At 69.5% G+C, this 17,634-nt stretch carries 16 protein-coding genes; 11 read left to right on the forward strand and 5 right to left on the reverse strand.

Annotated elements, in window-relative coordinates:
* Window positions 1-131: 131 nt before the first annotated feature.
* Both AC3WR5_RS21865 and AC3WR5_RS21870 read right to left on the reverse strand, forming a co-directional pair.
* Window positions 132-1,592, reverse strand: a complete 1,461-nt coding sequence (locus AC3WR5_RS21865) for an aminotransferase-like domain-containing protein (RefSeq protein ID WP_492487107.1) — start codon at window positions 1,590-1,592, stop codon at window positions 132-134.
* Between the two features lie 9 nt (window positions 1,593-1,601).
* On the reverse strand, window positions 1,602-2,198 hold the full coding sequence (locus AC3WR5_RS21870; protein ID WP_492487108.1) for a LysE family translocator: 597 nt from the start codon (window positions 2,196-2,198) through the stop codon (window positions 1,602-1,604).
* 132 nt (window positions 2,199-2,330) lie between these two features.
* Between AC3WR5_RS21870 and AC3WR5_RS21875 the strand changes: the two genes are divergently transcribed.
* The 4 genes from AC3WR5_RS21875 to AC3WR5_RS21890 all read left to right on the forward strand — a co-directional run bounded on the left by AC3WR5_RS21875 (window position 2,331) and on the right by AC3WR5_RS21890 (window position 4,966).
* Window positions 2,331-2,714, forward strand: a complete 384-nt coding sequence (locus AC3WR5_RS21875; RefSeq protein WP_492487109.1) for a winged helix-turn-helix domain-containing protein — start codon at window positions 2,331-2,333, stop codon at window positions 2,712-2,714.
* A 75-nt stretch (window positions 2,715-2,789) separates the two neighbouring features.
* Window positions 2,790-3,557, forward strand: a complete 768-nt coding sequence (gene modA, locus AC3WR5_RS21880; RefSeq protein WP_492487110.1) for a molybdate ABC transporter substrate-binding protein — start codon at window positions 2,790-2,792, stop codon at window positions 3,555-3,557.
* Window positions 3,558-3,569: 12 nt separating this feature from the next.
* Window positions 3,570-4,241 carry a molybdate ABC transporter permease subunit gene (gene modB, locus AC3WR5_RS21885; protein ID WP_492487111.1) on the forward strand — a complete coding sequence of 224 codons (672 nt, stop codon included), beginning with the start codon at window positions 3,570-3,572 and terminating at the stop codon, window positions 4,239-4,241.
* Complete coding sequence (locus AC3WR5_RS21890; RefSeq protein ID WP_492487112.1) at window positions 4,238-4,966, forward strand: sulfate/molybdate ABC transporter ATP-binding protein; 729 nt, start codon at window positions 4,238-4,240, stop codon at window positions 4,964-4,966. Before modB ends, AC3WR5_RS21890 begins: the two co-directional genes overlap by 4 nt.
* Before the next feature lie 9 nt (window positions 4,967-4,975).
* Here AC3WR5_RS21890 and AC3WR5_RS21895 read toward each other — a convergent pair whose 3' ends face one another.
* From AC3WR5_RS21895 to AC3WR5_RS21905, 3 genes are all read right to left on the reverse strand, one after another.
* Window positions 4,976-5,476 carry a hypothetical protein gene (locus tag AC3WR5_RS21895; protein ID WP_141289744.1) on the reverse strand — a complete coding sequence of 167 codons (501 nt, stop codon included), beginning with the start codon at window positions 5,474-5,476 and terminating at the stop codon, window positions 4,976-4,978.
* A 57-nt stretch (window positions 5,477-5,533) separates the two neighbouring features.
* A complete protein-coding gene (locus AC3WR5_RS21900) occupies window positions 5,534-6,460 on the reverse strand; it encodes a LysR family transcriptional regulator (RefSeq protein ID WP_492487113.1) in 927 nt (308 codons plus the stop codon).
* Between the two features lie 174 nt (window positions 6,461-6,634).
* Window positions 6,635-7,336, reverse strand: coding sequence for a PEP-CTERM sorting domain-containing protein (locus AC3WR5_RS21905; protein ID WP_492487114.1), 702 nt, complete (start codon window positions 7,334-7,336; stop codon window positions 6,635-6,637).
* Between the two features lie 250 nt (window positions 7,337-7,586).
* On the opposite strand from AC3WR5_RS21905, the gene AC3WR5_RS21910 reads away from it, so the two are divergent.
* The 7 genes from AC3WR5_RS21910 to AC3WR5_RS21940 all read left to right on the forward strand — a co-directional run bounded on the left by AC3WR5_RS21910 (window position 7,587) and on the right by AC3WR5_RS21940 (window position 17,620).
* The gene (locus AC3WR5_RS21910) at window positions 7,587-10,727 is read left to right on the forward strand and encodes a sensor histidine kinase (protein WP_492487115.1); all 3,141 of its coding nucleotides are present in this window, start codon (window positions 7,587-7,589) and stop codon (window positions 10,725-10,727) included.
* Window positions 10,728-10,738: 11 nt separating this feature from the next.
* Entirely contained in the window at window positions 10,739-11,392 is a 654-nt protein-coding gene (locus AC3WR5_RS21915; RefSeq protein WP_141288246.1) for a response regulator transcription factor, read from the forward strand.
* A gap of 221 nt (window positions 11,393-11,613) precedes the next feature.
* Window positions 11,614-12,930: a hypothetical protein gene (locus AC3WR5_RS21920; RefSeq protein WP_492487116.1), complete on the forward strand. Its 1,317-nt coding sequence runs from the start codon at window positions 11,614-11,616 to the stop codon at window positions 12,928-12,930.
* Between the two features lie 382 nt (window positions 12,931-13,312).
* Window positions 13,313-14,263, forward strand: coding sequence for an EpsD family peptidyl-prolyl cis-trans isomerase (locus AC3WR5_RS21925; RefSeq protein WP_492487117.1), 951 nt, complete (start codon window positions 13,313-13,315; stop codon window positions 14,261-14,263).
* 26 nt (window positions 14,264-14,289) lie between these two features.
* Entirely contained in the window at window positions 14,290-15,219 is a 930-nt protein-coding gene (epsE, locus tag AC3WR5_RS21930) for a polysaccharide export protein EpsE (protein ID WP_492487118.1), read from the forward strand.
* A gap of 17 nt (window positions 15,220-15,236) precedes the next feature.
* Window positions 15,237-16,661, forward strand: a complete 1,425-nt coding sequence (gene epsF / locus AC3WR5_RS21935; RefSeq protein ID WP_492487119.1) for a chain length determinant protein EpsF — start codon at window positions 15,237-15,239, stop codon at window positions 16,659-16,661.
* A 17-nt stretch (window positions 16,662-16,678) separates the two neighbouring features.
* A complete protein-coding gene (locus AC3WR5_RS21940; protein ID WP_492487120.1) occupies window positions 16,679-17,620 on the forward strand; it encodes a polysaccharide biosynthesis tyrosine autokinase in 942 nt (313 codons plus the stop codon).
* The last annotated feature ends 14 nt before the right edge of the window (window positions 17,621-17,634 follow it).

Genomic DNA, 17,634 nt, shown 5'->3' on the forward strand with positions numbered 1-17,634 from the left:
ATGGGGTGTCCCGGCTTTTCGGCTGGTAGATGGGCTGCTGAAGCGCAAAGGCGGCGGCGGCTGTCGCCGCGTTGCCAAGCGTGACGGGCGGCACGCTCAGGCCCTCGAACGGGCCGGAGGTGCCGTAAACGTCACGGCTTGAGGCTGTCGCCCGCCACCCGGCTCAGCGCCGTGCGGCCGCTGGCCAGCGCCTGCAGCCGGCTCTGCAGGTAGTCGGCCAGCCGGGCCTGCTGGCTGAAGACGACGTTGAAGCGCAGGTGCGGGTCTGCGGCGGCGCCGGGCGCGGTGTCGGCCCGGAAGGTTGCGCCGCGGGCCAGCAGGATCTGCTGGCGGTAGGCGTCCTGCACCAGCAGGTCCACGTCCACCCCGGCCGGCAGCCGGCCCCACAGGAACAGCCCGCCTTCACCCGGCGTGCCGAAGCTGATGCCGGCTTGCGTGAGCTGGCGGGTGCAGGCGTTGCGCGCGGCCAGCAGCTTGCGCTGCAGCCGCTCCAGGTGCTTGCGCCAGCGCCCGGCCGAGAGCAGCTCCAGCAACACGTATTCGTTCAGCGCCGCGCTGCTCAGCACGGTGTAGATCTTCTGGCGCAGCAGCTGCCGCAGCAATTCGGGCGCGGCGGCCATGTAGCCCATGCGCAAGGCGGGGCTCAGCGCCTTGCTGAAGCTGGCGTAGTAGATCACGCCCTCCAGCCCCGAGAGCGCGGCCAGGCGGGTGGGCGTGCCGGGGTGAAAATGGCCGTGCACGTCGTCTTCGGCCAGCAGGCAGCCGTGCTGCTGGGCCAGCACCAGCACGCGGTGCAGGTTGGCGGGCGTGCTGCCCCAGCCGGTCGGGTTGTGCAGCGTGCTCTGGATGAAGAAAAGCCGCGGCCGGTGTTCGCGGCAGGCGGCCTCCAGCTCGTTCAGGTCCACGCCATCGGGCCGGCGCGTGATGGGCACGATGCGCACGCCGGCCTCGCGCAGCCGGCCGAACATCAGGAAGTAGCCCGGGTTCTCGACCAGTACCGTGTCGCCCGGCTGCAGGAAGGCGCGGCAGATCAGATCGATCGCCTGGCTGCCGCCGTAGGTGGTGAGCACGCGCCCGGCGTCCACCGCCATGCCCTGGCTGCGCAGCAGCATCGCAATGCGCTCGCGCAGCTCGGGCAGCCCTTGCGGCGGGCAGCGCGAGGCCATGCCGGCGCTGCTGCGCGCCAGGCCGCGCTGCACCACGGCGGCCGGCACCGCGTCTTCCAGCCAGCTCGGCGGCAGGCCGCCGCTGCTGGCGAGCAGCACGCCGGGGCGCTGCTCGTTGGCCTGCTGCGCCAGCCACACCGGTTCCTGCTCCTCGCCGGCCTCCAGCGCCGCGGCGTCCGGCAGCGAGGCGGCCTGTTCGCAGACGAAAAAGCCGGCCGTGCCGCGCGAGTCGATGCAGCATGCGGCGACCAGCCGGTCATAGGCGGTGATCACGGTCTGCAGTCCCACGCCGAGCTGCTGCGCGAGCTGGCGGATGGACGGCAGCCGCGCGCCGGCCGGCAGTTGGCCGCTGGCCACCAGCGACCGCACGCCGGCCTCGATCTGGTCGGCCAGGGCCACGGGCGAGTCACGGTCGATGGAGAACATCGCGGCAGTCTAGGTCCGCAGCATCGAGACGGCCAGCACCGCGAGCGTCAGGCCCATCAGTGCGTTGAAAGCGCGCTGGCGCCGTGGGTCGGCCAGGAAGCCGCGGATCGCCGCGCCGAACATCACCCACACCGAGTTGCACGGAAAGCCGATGGCCCAGCCGATCAGCCCGATCAGCAGCGCACCGGCCAGCGGCGGCATGCCGGCCGGCATGAAGACGGCGCCCAGCGTCAGCGCCTTGATCCAGCTCTTGGGGTTGACTGCCTGGAACGCGGCCGCCTGCCAGAAGCCCGGCTGCCGGCCGGCGCGGGCCTGCGCACCGGTGCGCGTGCGCGCCAGCTGCCAGGCCAGCCACAGCAGGTAGGCCACGCCCACCAGCCGCAGCACCGCATGCAGCCGCGGGTGCGCCAGCAGCAGGCTGCCCAGCCCCAGGCCGCACAGGACGGTCTGCACGAACAAGCCCATGTTGATGCCGAAGATGAACGGCAGGCTGCTGCGGTAGCCCTGGTTGGCGCCCAGCGTGGCCAGCATCACGTTGTTCGGCCCGGGCGTGCCGGACATCACCAGGCAGTAGGTCAGCAAGGGCATCCAGTCGGTGTTTGTCATGTTGCGCAGCGTAGGAGCCCGGATTGCCGCTGCCCAGGCACAACAGCGCTGCGTCTTGCCGCATCTGTGCGGGTGCCGGCACCCGCACAACGGTGCTCCAATGCAGCGGCTTTCACTGCATGATCCACCGCCATGCCCACCTCGAAAAAAGCCGGCAAAGCCGCCGCGTCCAAGCCCGAACTGAAGCTGCGCATGCGCATTTCGCTGGGTGAACTGGTGGGCGTGGGCCCGGGCAAGGTGGCCTTGCTGGAAGCGCTGGCCGAGACCGGCTCCATCACCGCGGCGGCCAAGTCGCTGGACATGTCCTACCGCCGCGCCTGGCTGTTGGTCGACGAGCTGAACCGCGCGCTGCGGCAGCCGGCGGTCAGCTCGGCGGTGGGCGGCCAGCGCGGCGGCGGCAGCCAGTTGACGGACACCGGCCGCGAGGTGATTGCGCTTTACCGCAGCATCGAGATCCAGGCACTGAAGGCTTGCCAGGCCGACATCCACAAGCTGATGAAGCTGATGGCCGGCTGAGCCACGCCAGGGCGAGCGTTGTGCACTGCGATATATTGCGCTGCCTTCCTTGCCTTCTTCCTCGGACCGCACAGCATGACTTTCCCCTGGACTTTGAAGCCCCTGCGCCAAGGCGTGTTCGCTGCACTGGCCCTGCTCAGCCTGGCCACGCACGCGGCCGAGCTGACCGTCTCGGCCGCGGCCAGCCTCAGCAACGCCTTCAAGGACCTGGCGCCCAGCTTCGAGGCGCAGAACCCGGGCACCAAGCTGCTGTTCAACTTCGCCGCGTCCGACGCCTTGCTGGCCCAGATCGCCAAGGGCGCGCCGGTGGACGTGTTCGCCTCGGCCGACCAGGAGACCATGGACAAGGCCGAGCAGCAGAAGCTGCTGGCAGCGGGCAGCCGGCGCAACTTCGCCGCCAACAGCCTGGTGCTGATCACGCCGCTGGAGGGCGGCCTGCCACTGCAGTCACTGGCCGACCTGGGCAGGCCTGAAGTCAAGCGCATTGCGCTCGGCAAACCGGAAGGCGTGCCGGCCGGGCGCTATGCCAAGGGTGCGCTGGAGGCGGCCAGGCTGTGGCCAGTGGTCGAGCCCAAGGCGGTCTACGCGCAGAACGTGCGCCAGGCGCTGGACTACGTGGCCCGCGGCGAGACCGAGGCCGGCTTTGTCTACGGGACCGATGCCGCGGTGCAGAAGGACAAGGTCAAGGTGGTGCTGACCGTGCCGACCGAAACCGCCATCAGCTACCCCATTGCGGTGATCGAAGGCAGCGGCAATGCCGATGCCGCACGCAAGTGGCTGGCGCATGTGCTGTCGCCTGCCGGCCAGGCGGTGCTCGCCCGCCATGGCTTCCAGAAACCCTGATCAAGGGCCGCAGTGGACGCCGCCTGGATCGCCCTTGCGCTGTCACTGAAGGTGGCCGGCTGCGCGACGGCGCTGAACCTGGTGCTGGGCACGGCGGCGGGTTTTGCGCTGGCGCGGCTGCGCTTTCCCGGCCGTGAACTGGTGGACGCACTGCTGACGCTGCCGCTGGTGCTGCCGCCCACGGTGCTAGGCTATTACCTGCTGGTGCTGCTGGGCAAGCGTGGCTGGCTGGGCGGCTGGCTGTACCAGCACTTCGGCATCCAGCTGATCTTCACCTGGCAGGGCGCCGTGCTGGCCGCCAGCCTGGTGGCCTTTCCGTTGGTCCTGAAATCGGCCCGCGCCGCCTTCGAGGGCGTGGAGCCTCAGCTGGAGCAGGCCGCCCGCGTGCTGGGCCTGGGCGAATGGGCGGTGTTTTTCCGCGTGACGCTGCCGCTGGCCTGGCGCGGCGTGCTGGCCGGCGTGCTGCTGGCGTTTGCACGCGCTTTGGGCGAATTCGGCGCCACGCTGATGGTGGCCGGCAGCATCCCGGGCCGCACGCAAACGCTGTCGGTCGCCATCTATGAAGCCGTGCAGGCGGGCCAGGACGACACCGCCAACCTGCTGGTGCTGATCACCTCGGTGACCTGCGTGGCGGCGCTGCTGCTGGCCGGGCGGTTGGCGCCGGCGCGGAGTGCCGCGACATGAATCCCGCACGGCCACCCGAAGGGGCTCGCATCGAAGCCGCTGGCGGCGAAGGTTTGGCAGTCCGTTGGGACGTGGCGATCCGCAAGCGCTTGAGCGGCGGCGGGCGGCAGTTCGAGCTGAATGTGGCGTTCCAGTCCGACGCGCAGCGCGTCGTGCTCTACGGCCCGTCGGGCGCCGGCAAGAGCCTGACGCTGCAGGCCATTGCCGGCCTGATGAAGCCCGACAGCGGCCACATCCGCTTTGGTGGCCAGACCTGGTTTGACGCCGCAGCCGGCGTCAACCAGCCCGCGCGCAGCCGCCAATTGGGATACCTGTTTCAGGATTACGCGCTGTTCCCGCACCTCACGGTGCAACAGAACATTGGCTTCGGCCTGCAGAGGGGTTGGCTCAATCCCGGCGCCCGCATGGGCAGCGAGGCCGTGCAGCATTGGCTGCAAGCCTTCGAGTTGGGCGAGATGGCCGGCCAGCGGCCGCATCAGCTCTCGGGCGGCCAGCGCCAACGCGTTGCACTGGCGCGCGCGCTGGTCAATCAGCCGCAGGTCTTGCTGCTGGACGAGCCTTTTTCCGCGCTGGACCCGGCGCTGCGCGGCCGCATGCGCGACGAGCTGCAGGCGCTGCTGGACCGCATCAAGCTGCCGATGCTGATGATCACGCACGACCCGGAGGACCTGGCGCGATTTGGCGAGCACCGGCTGCTGATCAGCAGCGGCACCATCAGCCGTTGAATCGTTGAATCAGGACTGGGGCACGGCGCACAGCCTGCGGAAGGGCGCATGCAGCAACTCGCGCCGGTGCCAGCCGGTGCCGTCGATGATCGCGTACTCGGCAGCGTAGCAGCCGTCTTCCGAGGCGATCTCCACGTACAGCGTCGGCTTGGCCTTGCCGCCGCCATGCTCGCAGACATAGACGAACAGGCTCTCCGGCCGCTGTTCGGCCAGCAGCTTGCGGAACAGCGCGCGGCGCACCGGCGCATCGGCCAGCATCGCCGCGTCGTCCACGCCGCGCGTGGCCGGGGGAATCCATTCGGTGCCCAGCATCTGGCCGGGAATGCAGCCGTCCATCTCGATCGCGTACAGCTGGCCATCCAGCGTCATGCCGCGGCGGATGTTGGTGCGCAGCGGCGTGAACACTTCACGAAAAGCCGAGTTCAGGTCGGCTGACTCCATGAAGCGGTGCTGGCGGCTGCCGCGGTGGTCGTCCATAGGCAGGGAAAAAGCCGGGTTGCGCGTGTTCATGGCAGTTCTTCGGCCATGCGCGCAAAGGCTTTAGCCGGCAATCACCCGAAAAGCGGGTCAACCCGGCAGTGATCCGGCCGCTGCGGCCTGCGGCAGGCCGCTGACGAGTTGCGCCAGCACCTGGCGGGCCTGGCGGGTCAGGGCGCTGGGGCGCTTGTGGGCCGAGGTGGTGAGGCACAGCACGCTGTTGAGCAAGGGCGTGAGCGGGCGCACGGTGAGCAGGTCGCCGCGGCCGGAGGCCACCACGGCGCTGGGCGTGAGCACGGCGTGGCCGTAGCCGGCGCAGACCAGGTCGATCAGCGCGGCGACGCTGGAGACTTCCCAGGCGACCTGCAGCTTCAGGCCGGCCAGCAGGGTCTGGGTTTCGAGCAGGCGGCGGATGACGTGGGCACGCTCGGGCAGCACCAGCGGGAACTGCGGCAGCTCGGCCAGCGGCAGGCTGCGTGGCGTGCTGCGGCGCGGCTGGCCGGTGGCGGGCGAGACCAGACCCAGCGGCTCGCTGAGCAGTGGCTCGAATTCGAGCTCGGGCTGCGGCTCGGGGTTGTAGACCAGGCCGAGGTCGACCCGGCCGGAGACGATCCATTCGGCAATGTGGCTGGACAGTCCTTCGACGACGGCGAGCCGGGCGCGCGGGAGCTGGCGCTGGAAGGCGTCGATCAGCGGCAGCGTGAGCTGGCGGCCCATGCTGGGCGGCAGCGCGATGGTGATGCGGCCAACCGGCTCGTCGCGCTGGGCGCCCAGGTCGGCCCGCGCGGCGGCGAGCTGCTGCAGCAGGCCCACGCTGTGCTGGAACAGGCGCTCGCCGGCTTCGGTCAAGGTCACGCCGCGGCCGTTGCGGCTGAGCAAGGTTTCGCGCAGTTCCACTTCCAGCAGCCGCACCTGGCGGCTCAGGGCGGACTGCGCGATGTCCAGCGACACGGCGGCGCGGCTGAAGCTGCGGTGCTCGGCAACGGCGACGAAATATTCGAGCTGCTTGAAGTCCATGGGCGGGAGAACAGGGTTCGCCGCGCACAAAAAAAGCCAGCCCGGCGGAGGGCAGAGTGTGCCCCACGCCGGCTGGCTCAACCACAAGGCTCATCGCGAAGACGAACCAGCGGACTCATTACCTTGGAAAGCTGCGAACAGCTTGCAGGGCGGCCCGCCGACCGCCCGTGCCGTTCACTGCGGCGTGATCTGGCGGATGAACAGGTTGTCCACGCCGACGTTGAAATAGGTGAAGCCGTAGACCCAGCCCGGGATCAGCGTGGTGAAGACGATCTCGTCGGCCCCGGCAATCACGTTGGCGAAGGTGCGGCCTGGCGGCAGCTTGGGCTCGTAGGTCACCGGGTCTTCGGCGCCGTAGCCGCCCCAGCCTTGTGGCAGCGTGGTGGCAGCCGGGTCGGCCACGGTCACCGAGTAGTGCTGCCAGCCCTTGTTGGCCGGGCTCAGCGTGCCGACGATGTACCAGACGGAGGTGTAGGGGTAGCCTTCGGGCGGGTTGTCGTAGTCGCGGATCTCGACGGCCAGGTCGCGCGTGACCGAGTCGTGGAAGAACACGATGTCGTGCACGTTGACGTCCAGGCCGATCTCGAAGGCCTTGCCGGTCTTCAGGTCGCCGGTCCAGCTGGCCTTTTGCTCGCTGAAGGTGATGCCGAAGTCCTCGAACTTGGTCTGCAGCGACGGTGCTTCGTTGCCGGACTTCTTGTTGATGAAGCTGGCGCCACCGATGCCGCCAGGGCCGGTCCAGCCCGAGCTGTTCTTGCTGAAGGTGGCCACGCGCAGGCCTTCGTCTGCGGCTTGCGAAGCCAGCGGCAGGGCCAGTGCGGGCAGCAGCGTGGCGAGGGTGGCCAGCAGCCGGGAGGTGGACAACTTCGAGGGCATGGGCGGTTTCCGTGGGTTGAGGGAGTGTGGAATCAGTTTAGGAACGCGGCCGCCACGGAGCCAGCCCGGATCGTGCAGCCCGGGGGCTACCCTTTCGTGTAATCCGACCGCACACGCCGGACCGGCCGGATGGCGGCCTGCTGCCACAATCGGCCGCAGCAGTGCCCGGGCCGCCTGCCCCGCAGCCCGGTGGTTTTTCTTTCCTGGAGCGGATGGCAGCACGATGATGGCGCGAGCGCGCAGGCCTGCCATGGCGTGGCGATGGATGGTGCTGGTCGCGGCCTTGCTGGCCGGGCTGCCGGGCCGCGTGCTGGCGCTGCCGGCCATGCTGGACCTGGCCCAGTTCCACCACAGCGCGTGGCTGACCCGCGACGGCGCGCCGTCCGAAGTCAACAGCCTGGCGCAGACGGCCGACGGCTACCTCTGGCTGGGCTCGGCCACCGGGCTGTTCCGTTTCGACGGCGTGCATTTCGAGCGCTTCGCGGCCGGCCCCGGCCAGGCCCTGGTGTCGCAAAGCGTGGCCTCGCTGCTGGCCTCGCGCGATGGTGGCTTGTGGATCGGCTACCGCTACGGCGGGCTGAGCCACTGGCAGGACGGGCGCCTGCAGCACGTGGGCCCGGCGCAAGGCCTGCCGACCGGCACCGTGACCGGGCTGGCGCAGCAGGCGGACGGCAGCCTCTGGGTGGCCACGGCCCACGGGCTGGCGCGCCAGCTGGGCGAGCGCTGGCAGACGCTGGGCGCGGCGCAGGGCCTGCCGGACCTGCCGTTTTATGCGGTGATGGTGGACGGGTCCGATGGCGTCTGGGCGCTGGCGGACGACGCGGGCCATTGCCTGCCGCGAGGCGCGGCGCGCTTTGCCCGCTGCGGCGATTCGCAGGGCCACGGCCAGCTGGCACTGGGCCCGCAGGGCGCCGTGTGGGCGACGAATGGCACGCGTGGCGTGTGGCCGCTGACCGCGGCGCCGGTGGCGCCAGGCCAGCCGCCTGCGCTGTCGCCTTCGCTGCCGGCGCGCGTGGCGATCGAACCCGGCCCGGGCGACCTGAGCACGCTGATGTTCGACCGCGACGGCACGCTGTGGCTGGGCGCGCGCAGCGGCCTGGCGCGGGTGGTCGCGCCGCTGCAGATGCCCACCGGCGGCTACCTGGGCCTGCCGGACGCGGAGACCGCGCAATGGTTCAAGCCCTCGCAGGGGCTGAGCGGCGAACTGGTGATGAGCATGCTGGAGGACCGCGAGGGCACGGTCTGGGTGGCGACCACCGGCGGGCTGGACCGCTTCCGGCGCAACAAGCTGACGCGGGTGCTGCTGCCGCCGCAGTCGCTGTGGTTCAGCCTGGCCGCGGGCGAGGGCGGCAAGGTCTGGGCCGGCAGCGTGACCGGTCCTTCGGCGCTGCTGCTGCCCACCGGCGGCACCAGCCCTGGCTTTGTGCGGCAACCCACGCTGGGCCCGCGCATCACCGCGGCCTACCGGGCGCGCAATGGCGAGGTCTGGCTGGGCGGGGCCACCGGGCTGTGGCGGGCGCGCGGCAGCCGGGTTGAGCCGGTGCCCTTGCCGCCGTCCGCAGCAGGCAATCCGCTGCAGGCCATCGGCGAAGACGCGCAGGGGAGGCTGTGGCTGTCGGTGATGCGCGAAGGCATGTTCCGCCGCGAGAGCGGCAACGATGCCAAGGCCTCCGCTGGTGCCGAACGCTGGACGCGCCAGCCGCTGCCGGCTGGTGTCGACTTTGTCTACCCGCTGGCCATCGGGCTGGACCGCCAGGGCGCGCAATGGCTGGCTTTCAATGCCAACCACCTGGTGCGGCTGTCGCCCGGCGAGCCGCGCGAGGCCCGGCATTTCACCGAGGCCGACGGGCTGAGCCTGGGCTCGCCGCTGGCGCTGGACGGCAGCAGCGAGCGCCTGTGGATTGCCGGCGAGCAGGGCGTGGCCTGGTTCGACGGCCAGCGCTTCCATGCGCTGCAGCTGGCTGGCGAGGCGCTGATGGGGGTCTCCGGCTTGGTGCTGGGTGGCGATGGCGGCCTGTGGTTGAACAGCGCGTCCGGCATCCTGCACATTGCGCCGGCCGAGTTGGCCGTGGCGCTGCAGCAGCCGGCGCATGCGGTCACCTTCGAGCGCTTCGACTACCACGACGGGCTGGACGGCGCACCTTCGCAGCTGCGGCCGATTCCCTCGGCGGTGAAAGGCAGCGACGGGCGCTTGTGGTTCGCGACCACCAACAGCGTGGTCTGGCTGGACCCCAGGCGCATTGCACGCAATCCGCTGCCGCCGCCGGTCCGTTTGCAGGCACTGGTGGCCGACGGCCAGCCGCAGCCGCTGCAGGACGGCCTGCAGCTGGCGGTGGGCACGCGCAGCCTGGAGATTCACTACGCGGGCCTGAGTCTGTCGATGCCGGAGCGGGTGCGCTTTCGCTATCGGCTGCAAGGCGTGGACAGCGACTGGCAGGACGGCGGCACGCGCCGCGCGGCCTACTACACCAACCTCGGCCCTGGCCGCTACCGCTTCGAGGTGCTGGCGGCCAATGAGGACGGCGTGTGGAGTCCGCAGGGCGCGGCGCTGTCGCTGCGCATCCTGCCGGCTTTCTACCAGACCTGGTGGTTTCCGCTGATGTGCGTGCCGGTGGCGCTGGGCCTGCTGGCCTGGGCTTTCCGGCTGCGCATGCGCAGTCTCACGCGGCGCCTGAACGAGCGCCACCAGGCTCGCTTGCTGGAGCGCGAGCGCATTGCCCGCGAGCTGCACGACACGCTGCTGCAAAGCGTGCAGGGCCTGCTGCTGCGCTTCCAGTCCGCGGCCGACCGCTTGCCCGAAGACACCCGTGAGCGCGCGGGCCTGACACGGGCGCTGGACCTGGCCGAGCAGGTGCTGGTCGAAGGGCGGGACCGGGTCGGTGCGCTGCGCTCGCCAGGCGAGCCCGGGCCGGCGCTGGACCAGCGGCTGCAGGCCTTGGGCGAGCAACTGGCGCAGGAGCACGGCGTGCTGTTTGAACTGCGGCGCAGCGGCGTGCCGGTGCAGCTGGCGCCGGCCGAGCAGGAGGAGCTGTGGCTGATCGCCCGCGAGGCCTTGCTGAATGCCTTCCACCATGCCGCGGCCAGCCGCGTGCAGCTGACGTTTGCGCAAGGCGCGCAACAGCTTTTGCTGGAGGTGCAGGACGATGGCCGCGGCCTGCCGCCGGAATGGCTGGCCGCTGGCGGCCGGCCCGGCCATTGGGGCCTGGCTGGCCAGCGCGAGCGCGCGGCCCGGCTGGGTGCACGGCTGTCGCTGCAGAGCGCGCCTGGCCAGGGCACGACGCTGCGCCTGGAATGGCAGCGCCGCAGCGCCGGGCCGTGGCAGCATTTGCGGCGCTGGTGGCATGCCGCTGGCGATGGACCGACCCGATCCGACGACACTTCCGATCTCTGACTCCCTCACGCATGACCACCGAAGCGCCTCGCCCCGCCGAACCGCCGCCCCCGATCCGGGTGCTGACGGTGGACGACCACGCGCTGCTGCGCGAGGGCATTGCCAGCATGCTGGCGCAGCAGCCGGACCTGCAGGTGGTGGCCGAGGCGGGCAATGGCCGGGAGGCCGTCGAGGCCTTCCGGCTGCACCGGCCCGATGTCACGCTGATGGACCTGCAGATGCCGCTGATGGGCGGTGTGGAGGCAACGCTTGCGATCCGCGCCGAGTGGCCGCATGCCCGCATTGTCGCGTTGACGACCTACAAGGGTGATGTGCAGATCCGCCGTGCCCTGCAGGCCGGCGTGAGCGGGTACCTGCTCAAGAGCATGCTGCGCAAGGAGCTGGTGGAGGGCATTCGCCAGGTGCATGCCGGCCGGCGCCTGGTTCCGTCGGAAATCGCCGCCGAACTGGCCGAGCATCTGCTGGACGAGGCACTCAGTCCGCGTGAGATCGAGGTCCTGCGACTGGTCGCCCAGGGCGGCTCCAACAAGCGGGTGGCGAGTTTGCTTACCGTGACGGAAGACACGATCAAGGCCCACATGAAGGGCATTCTTGCCAAATTGGGCGCAGTGGACCGCACGCATGCCGTGACGATCGCGCTGCGGCGGGGCATCATCGAACTCTGATCAGGCCGCGCATCCACCGGGCGGCCTGCTGCCTGTCACGCCGCTGTCAGGCTCGTTGCGCCGGCCCGTCACTTTTCACTTGCTTGCAGCCTGGCGCTGTCTCGTGTTCGGCGTGCTGCCGGCAAAGTGAAGCCGGCTTCAGGGCTTGGGCAAAGGAAATCCGGTGGGCCGCGGCGCATGCCGCAGCAGAGTTTTGTTGCTCCAGGAGGAAGTTGCTCGTGATGCAGTACCGTTTTTCGCACCCGTGGTCGGCGTTTTCGCGCCGTGTGGCCGGCCTGGCAGCGTTTGCGCTGGTGGCCGGCGTGCTGGGCTCGCTGGCCAGCATGGCGCCGGCCTGGGCCGGTGTCATCTCGCCGACCGTGAGCTCGCTGTCGGGCACCAACCAGCGCCTGATCTCCTACCGTCACCAGGAGCACATGTGGATCACCGATGACGGCGTCTACCACCTGCTGGCCAACCGCGGTGCGCAGACCAGCGGCGACTCGCTGCAGCTCTACAACAGCACCGATGGCATCACCTGGACGGCGGCACTTTCGCTGGCGGGCACCGGGGCCAAGAGCACGTCGGATGGTTCGCTGAGCAACGGCGTCCTGTCGGTGGTCTATTCCGGCTCGTCCGACGAGATCCTGTTTGCCCCGCTGAAGTACGACCCGACGACGCAGGCCTGGCAGATGAAGGGCCCTGGCCAGACCGTGCGACCCAAGACGCCCGGCGGCTCCGCCGGTGCCACCAATCCCAGCCTGGTGCAGGATCGTGCCGGCAACTTCTGGGTCTCCTTCGTCGAGCAGGACAACGTCACCGGCACCTCGGTGCTGGTGCTCTACTACCGCGTCGCTGGTGGCAACACCTGGGTCAACACCGGCGTCACCTTCGGCCCGCAGGACGCGCTGTCGACACTGGATTCACCGCAGCGCAGCGCCCGCCTGGTGCTGACACCGAATGGCATTGGCGTGGTGTATTCGGTTCGCGAAGGCATCTTCTGGCAGCAACGCCCGGCTGGCGGCACACCGCAGGATCCGTGGCAGGCGCAGCAGACGCTGGACCCGGGCGACCCGAACAATGTCGACACCGACCCGATGGCCAGCCACTTCAGCCTGGCCACCGATGACCAGGGCTACATGCACCTGGCCTTCGTCAATGCGGGCTTCCCGTTCTACCTGCGCTACAACGCTGCTGCCAACGTGCTGGCCTGGTCCGTGCCCGCCACCCAGCTGACCAGTGACAGCATCAACGCGGGCTACCCGCAGATGAGCTGGATGGGCGGCTCGCAAGTGGCGCTGGTGGTCAATGCCGGCTCGATGCCGCGGCTCTACCAGTCGGCCTCGCGCGGCGCCAAGGGCAGCTTCGTCTGCACCGACCGCATGACCCATCCGCAGGCCACCACCGACAACGGCCTGAACTTCGACCACCCGCGCATCGAGACGCCTTCGAAGGTGCCGTCAGGCGTCTCGCCAATGCTGATGCAGTACACCAAGAACGGTGTGCAGAAGGCCTATGCCTACAGCTTCGACGCCAGCAGCGTCGCTGGCTGCCAGTGAAGGCAGCAGGGTCTTTGTTCGCAGCGATGCGCGGCAGGTGAGCGAGCCGGCGATTCACTGAAAAACGTGTTTTCTCATGAGGCCGCCCGGGCCATGCCCGGGCGGCCTTTTTCACGTCTGCACCACAGCTGCGCATGCTTCTTGCTCAGGGCTTACCCCGAGTTAATCGCCCTTTGGGTCCGGCCAGCGCATGTTGCGCAGGGCGGGTTCGATGGTGTGTGGTGTGGGTTGCGGGGTCGACTGTCAGGGGTCGGCCGTGCCTCCCGCCCTTGGTGGTGGGGTGAGGTTCAGGTTTGCCCCCGGTCCGTCAAGCGCCTGCAGAGCGCGGCGTCCGGGTCCTGGACAAGACCCCGTACCGGCGATCTCGCCAGATGGGAGTGTCATGTCAAGAAGCAGTACCAGGCCGGCAGCGGCCGGCTTGCTGGTCGGCCTCGCGGCCGCCGCAATGCTGGCGGGTTGCGGCCGCAGCAGTGAGTCCTCGGGTGCCACCCAGGTCGCCGTGCGCGTCAATGAACGCGACATCACTGTGCATCAGATCAATCAGCAACTGGCCCAAAGCCGACAGTTGGGGCCCGAGCAGGTCCAGGCTGCCAGCCGGGAGGTGCTGGAGCGGCTGATCGACCAGGAGCTGGCGCTGCAGCAGGCGCTGGACCAGAAGGTCGACCGCGAGCCGGCCGTGGTGGCCGCCATCGAGGCCGCCAGGCGCGACGTGATCGCCCGTGCCTACATCGAACGCATCATCGGCGGTGTTGGCGCGCCGAATGCCACCGAGGTCCAGGCCTACTACCAGGCCCATCCCGAGCTGTTTGCCGAGCGCCAGATTTACACGCTGGTGCAAATGGACGTTGCGCTGCCAGAAGCCCGCCTGCCCGAGCTGCAGGCCAAGGCGCAGGAAGGCAAGGGCGTGGAGGCCGTCGCCAGTTGGGCGGCCAGCCAGTCGCTGGCGCACGCATCCACCCAGTCGACCCAGGCGGCAGAGACCCTGCCACTGGATCTCGTGCCGCAACTCGCCGCACTGCCGGCCGGCCACGGCGCTGTCCAGGCGGCCAACGGCGGGGCGCATGTCTGGTTCGTCACGGCGCGCCAGTCCTCGCCGGTGGCACTGGACCAGGCCCGGCCGGTGATCGAGCAGGCGCTGGTCAACGAACACAAGCGCCTGGCGGCGCTGGCCGAGGTCAAGCGGCTGCGCGGTACCGCGAAGCTGGAATACCAGGGGCCGTTTGCGGGTGCCGGTCCGGTGAAGACGGTGGCCCAGGCGGAGCCCGCTGCAGCCGCCGCCTCCGGCACCGCACTTGACGATGGGCAGCTGAAAAAAGGCCTGGGATTGCCATGATTGTTGTACCTGTTTCCTCCTGTGACATGGCTGCCGCCGTGCTGCCCCGTGGCGCAGCGCTGCTGGCCGCATGGCAGCGCATGCGAACCCGCTGCAAGGCTGCGGCCGCGATGGCCGCGGCGGCCTTGCTGATGTCCGCCTCGCCTGCCTCCGGCTGGGCCCAGGGCGCGGCAGCCGCGGTGGGCGTTTCGCCTGGCGCTGCGGTGACCACGCCAGCCGCGCCGCTGGCCGAATACCGGCTGGGCGGCGGTGACCTGGTGCGCGTGCTGGTCTACCAGAATCCGGACCTGACGATGGAAACCCGGCTGTCCGACAACGGGCTGATTTCCTACCCCTTGCTGGGCACGCTGAAACTTGGCGGGCTGACCGTCGGTGAGTCCGAGCGAGTGATCGCTGACGGGTTGCGCAAGGGCGAATTCGTCAAGAACCCCCAGGTCAGCGTGCTCTTGCTGACGGCGCGCGGCAGCCAGGTCAGCGTGTTGGGCCAGGTGCAGCGGCCTGGCCGCTACGCACTGGAAACCGCGCAAACCCGGCTCAGCGATGTGCTGGCGCTGGCCGGCGGCATCATGCCGGCGCTGGGCAGTGACCAGATCACCGTGGTCGGCAGCCGGGACGGCAAGGCCTTCCGCAAGCTGGTCGACCTGCCGCAGGTCTTCAGCGGCGAGCAGCGGCCCGACGACATCGTGCTGCAGGGCAATGACGTGATCTTCGTCGACCGTGCGCCGGTCTTCTTCATCTACGGCCAGGTGCAAAAGCCCGGCATGTTGCGGCTCGAACGTGGCATGACGCTGCTGCAAGGCCTGGCGGCCGGCGGCGGCTTGACGCTGCGCGGCACGGACAAGGGCATTCGCCTGCACCGCCGCGCGGCGGACGGTCATACCGCGGTGGTCGAGCCCGGCATGGACGACGCGCTGCGCGACGGCGATGTGATCTACGTGCGCGAAAGCCTGTTCTGAGCGGAGACGCAAGCACCATGACCCTCACCCTGACCCAGTTCATTGCCGTGTTGCGAGGCCGCTGGAAGCTCGCGCTCGCGGTGTTCGCGACCACCGTGCTGCTGGCGCTGGCCGTGACGCTGTTGATGACCAAGAAGTACACGGCCGTCGCCAGCATCGTGATGGACGTCAAGCCTGATCCGTTGACCGGCATGGTGGATGGTGGCGGCGTGAACGCCACGATGATGGCCACGCAGGTTGACATCGTGCAGAGCGACCGCGTGACGCGGCGCGTGATCCAGAACCTGAAGCTGGCGCAGAACCCGGCGCTGCGTGCGGCCTGGGTCTCGTCGACCAACGGCGTTGGCACGGTGGAAGACTGGCTGGCCCGCGTGCTGGCGCTGTCGCTGGACGTGCGCCCGAGCCGCGAGAGCAACGTGATGTTCGTCAGCTATGAAGCGGCCGATCCCGACTTCGCCGCGGCGATGGCGAATGCCTATGTGCAGGCCTACATGCAGACCACGCTGGAGTTGCGCGTCAACCCGGCCCGCCAGTACAGCGACTTCTTCGACCAGCGCAGCAAGGATGCGCGCAATGCGCTGGAGGCGGCGCAGGCCAAGCTGAGCGACTTCCAGCGTGAGCATGGCGTGATTGGCAGCGACGAGCGCATCGACGTCGAGACCATCCGGCTCAATGAACTCAGCAGCCAGCTGGTGGCGCTGCAGACGCTGTCGTCCGAAAGCCAGAGCCGGCAGGCCCAGGTGCGCGGCGGTCATTCCGATCAGCTTGCCGAGACCTTGACCAACCCGGTTGTGTCCAGCCTGAAGATGGACCTGGGCCGTGCCGAGGGCAGCCTGAAGGAACTCAGCACCCGGCTGGGCGCCAATCATCCGCAGGTGCAGCAGGCGCAGGCGCAGGTTGCCGAGCTGCGCAGCCGGCTGGCCAGCGAAACGGCGCGTGTCACCGGCAGCGTGGGCGTGACCGCCAACATCAATGCCGCGCGGGTTGCCGACCTGCGCACCCAGCTGGACCAGCAGCGCGCCAAGGTGCTGTCGCTCAAGCAGACCCGGGACACCATGGGTGTGCTGCAGCGCGACGTCGACAACACGCAGCGCGCCTATGACGCGCTGGCTGGCCGGCAGACGCAGACGACGCTGGAAAGCCATGCCCAGCAGTCCAACGTCAACCCGCTGAGCCCGGCCGTCGCACCGATGTACGCCTCGTCGCCGCGCTTGCTGATCAACCTGCTGGCCTCGTTCTTTGCCGGCCTGTTCTTCGCGGCGCTTGCCACGCTGGTGGCCGAGCTGCGCGACCGCCGGGTGCGCGGTTCCGGTGATCTGGTGCAGGCGCTGGGCCTGCCGATGCTGGGTGTGCTGCCGACGCCGCGCAACCCCAAGCTGAACGCCCAACAACTCAAGCAGCGCGTGGTCACCGGCCGTGCGCTGGCCCCGGCCCGCCGTTGAAGCCAAGGAGCGATTCGATGAATTTGCAGGACATCCTCGCCCCCCGAGCCAAGTCGGCCAGGCCCATGCCGCAGGGTGTCGAAGACGGCATGCCGCCGCACAGCCATGTCGACGGCACGCGAACCCTGGGCGAGATCCTCGCGGAGCTGCGCCAGCTGTCGCCCGAACAGATCGAAAAGGTCGGCCACCATCAGCGCCAGAACGGCCTGCGGTTCGGCGAGGCCGCCATCGAGCTGGGCCTGGTGTCCCACGACGACGTGCTGCGTGCACTTTCGCTGCAGTTCAACTATGCCTACGGCAGCGCAGAGAGCCAGCGCCTCAGCCCCGAGCTGGTCGCACTGAACCAGCCGTTTGGCCACCAGGCCGAGGCCTTCCGCATGATCCGCTCGCAACTGCAGCTGCGCCTGGGCAACGCCGAAGGGCCGGTGCGCACGCGCCGGCGCGCGCTGGCCGTGGTCAGCCCCAATTCAGACGATGGCAAGACCTATTTTTGCGCCAACCTGGCGGTGGCGCTGAGCCAGCTGGGCCAGCGCACGCTGGTGGTCGACGCCGACCTTCGCGGCCCGCGGCTGCACGAGGTGTTCGGTGTGCCCAACGACCTGGGCCTGTCGGGTCTGCTGTCCGGCCGGCATGGCGACACGGTGATCAAGCCGGTGCCCGGCGTGCCGGACCTGTTTGTCTGCCCGGCCGGCACCCGTCCGCCGAATCCGCTGGAGCTGCTGGAGCGCCCGGCCTTCGGTTTGCTGATGCACGAGCTGCAGCAGCGCTTCGACCATGTCATCGTCGATACGCCGGCCGCTGAATATGGCGCCGACGCGCTGGTGATCTCGGCCCGCTGCGGACAGGCGCTGGTGCTGGCGCGCAAGCATGCCAGCCAGGTGGCCACGTTGCAGGAACTGAGCGCCTTGCTGAGTGCCGCCAACACCACGCTGACCGGCGTGGTGATGAACGATCGCTGAGCGGGTGCACAGCC

Source organism: Ideonella sp. FW305-24, assembly GCF_058788035.1.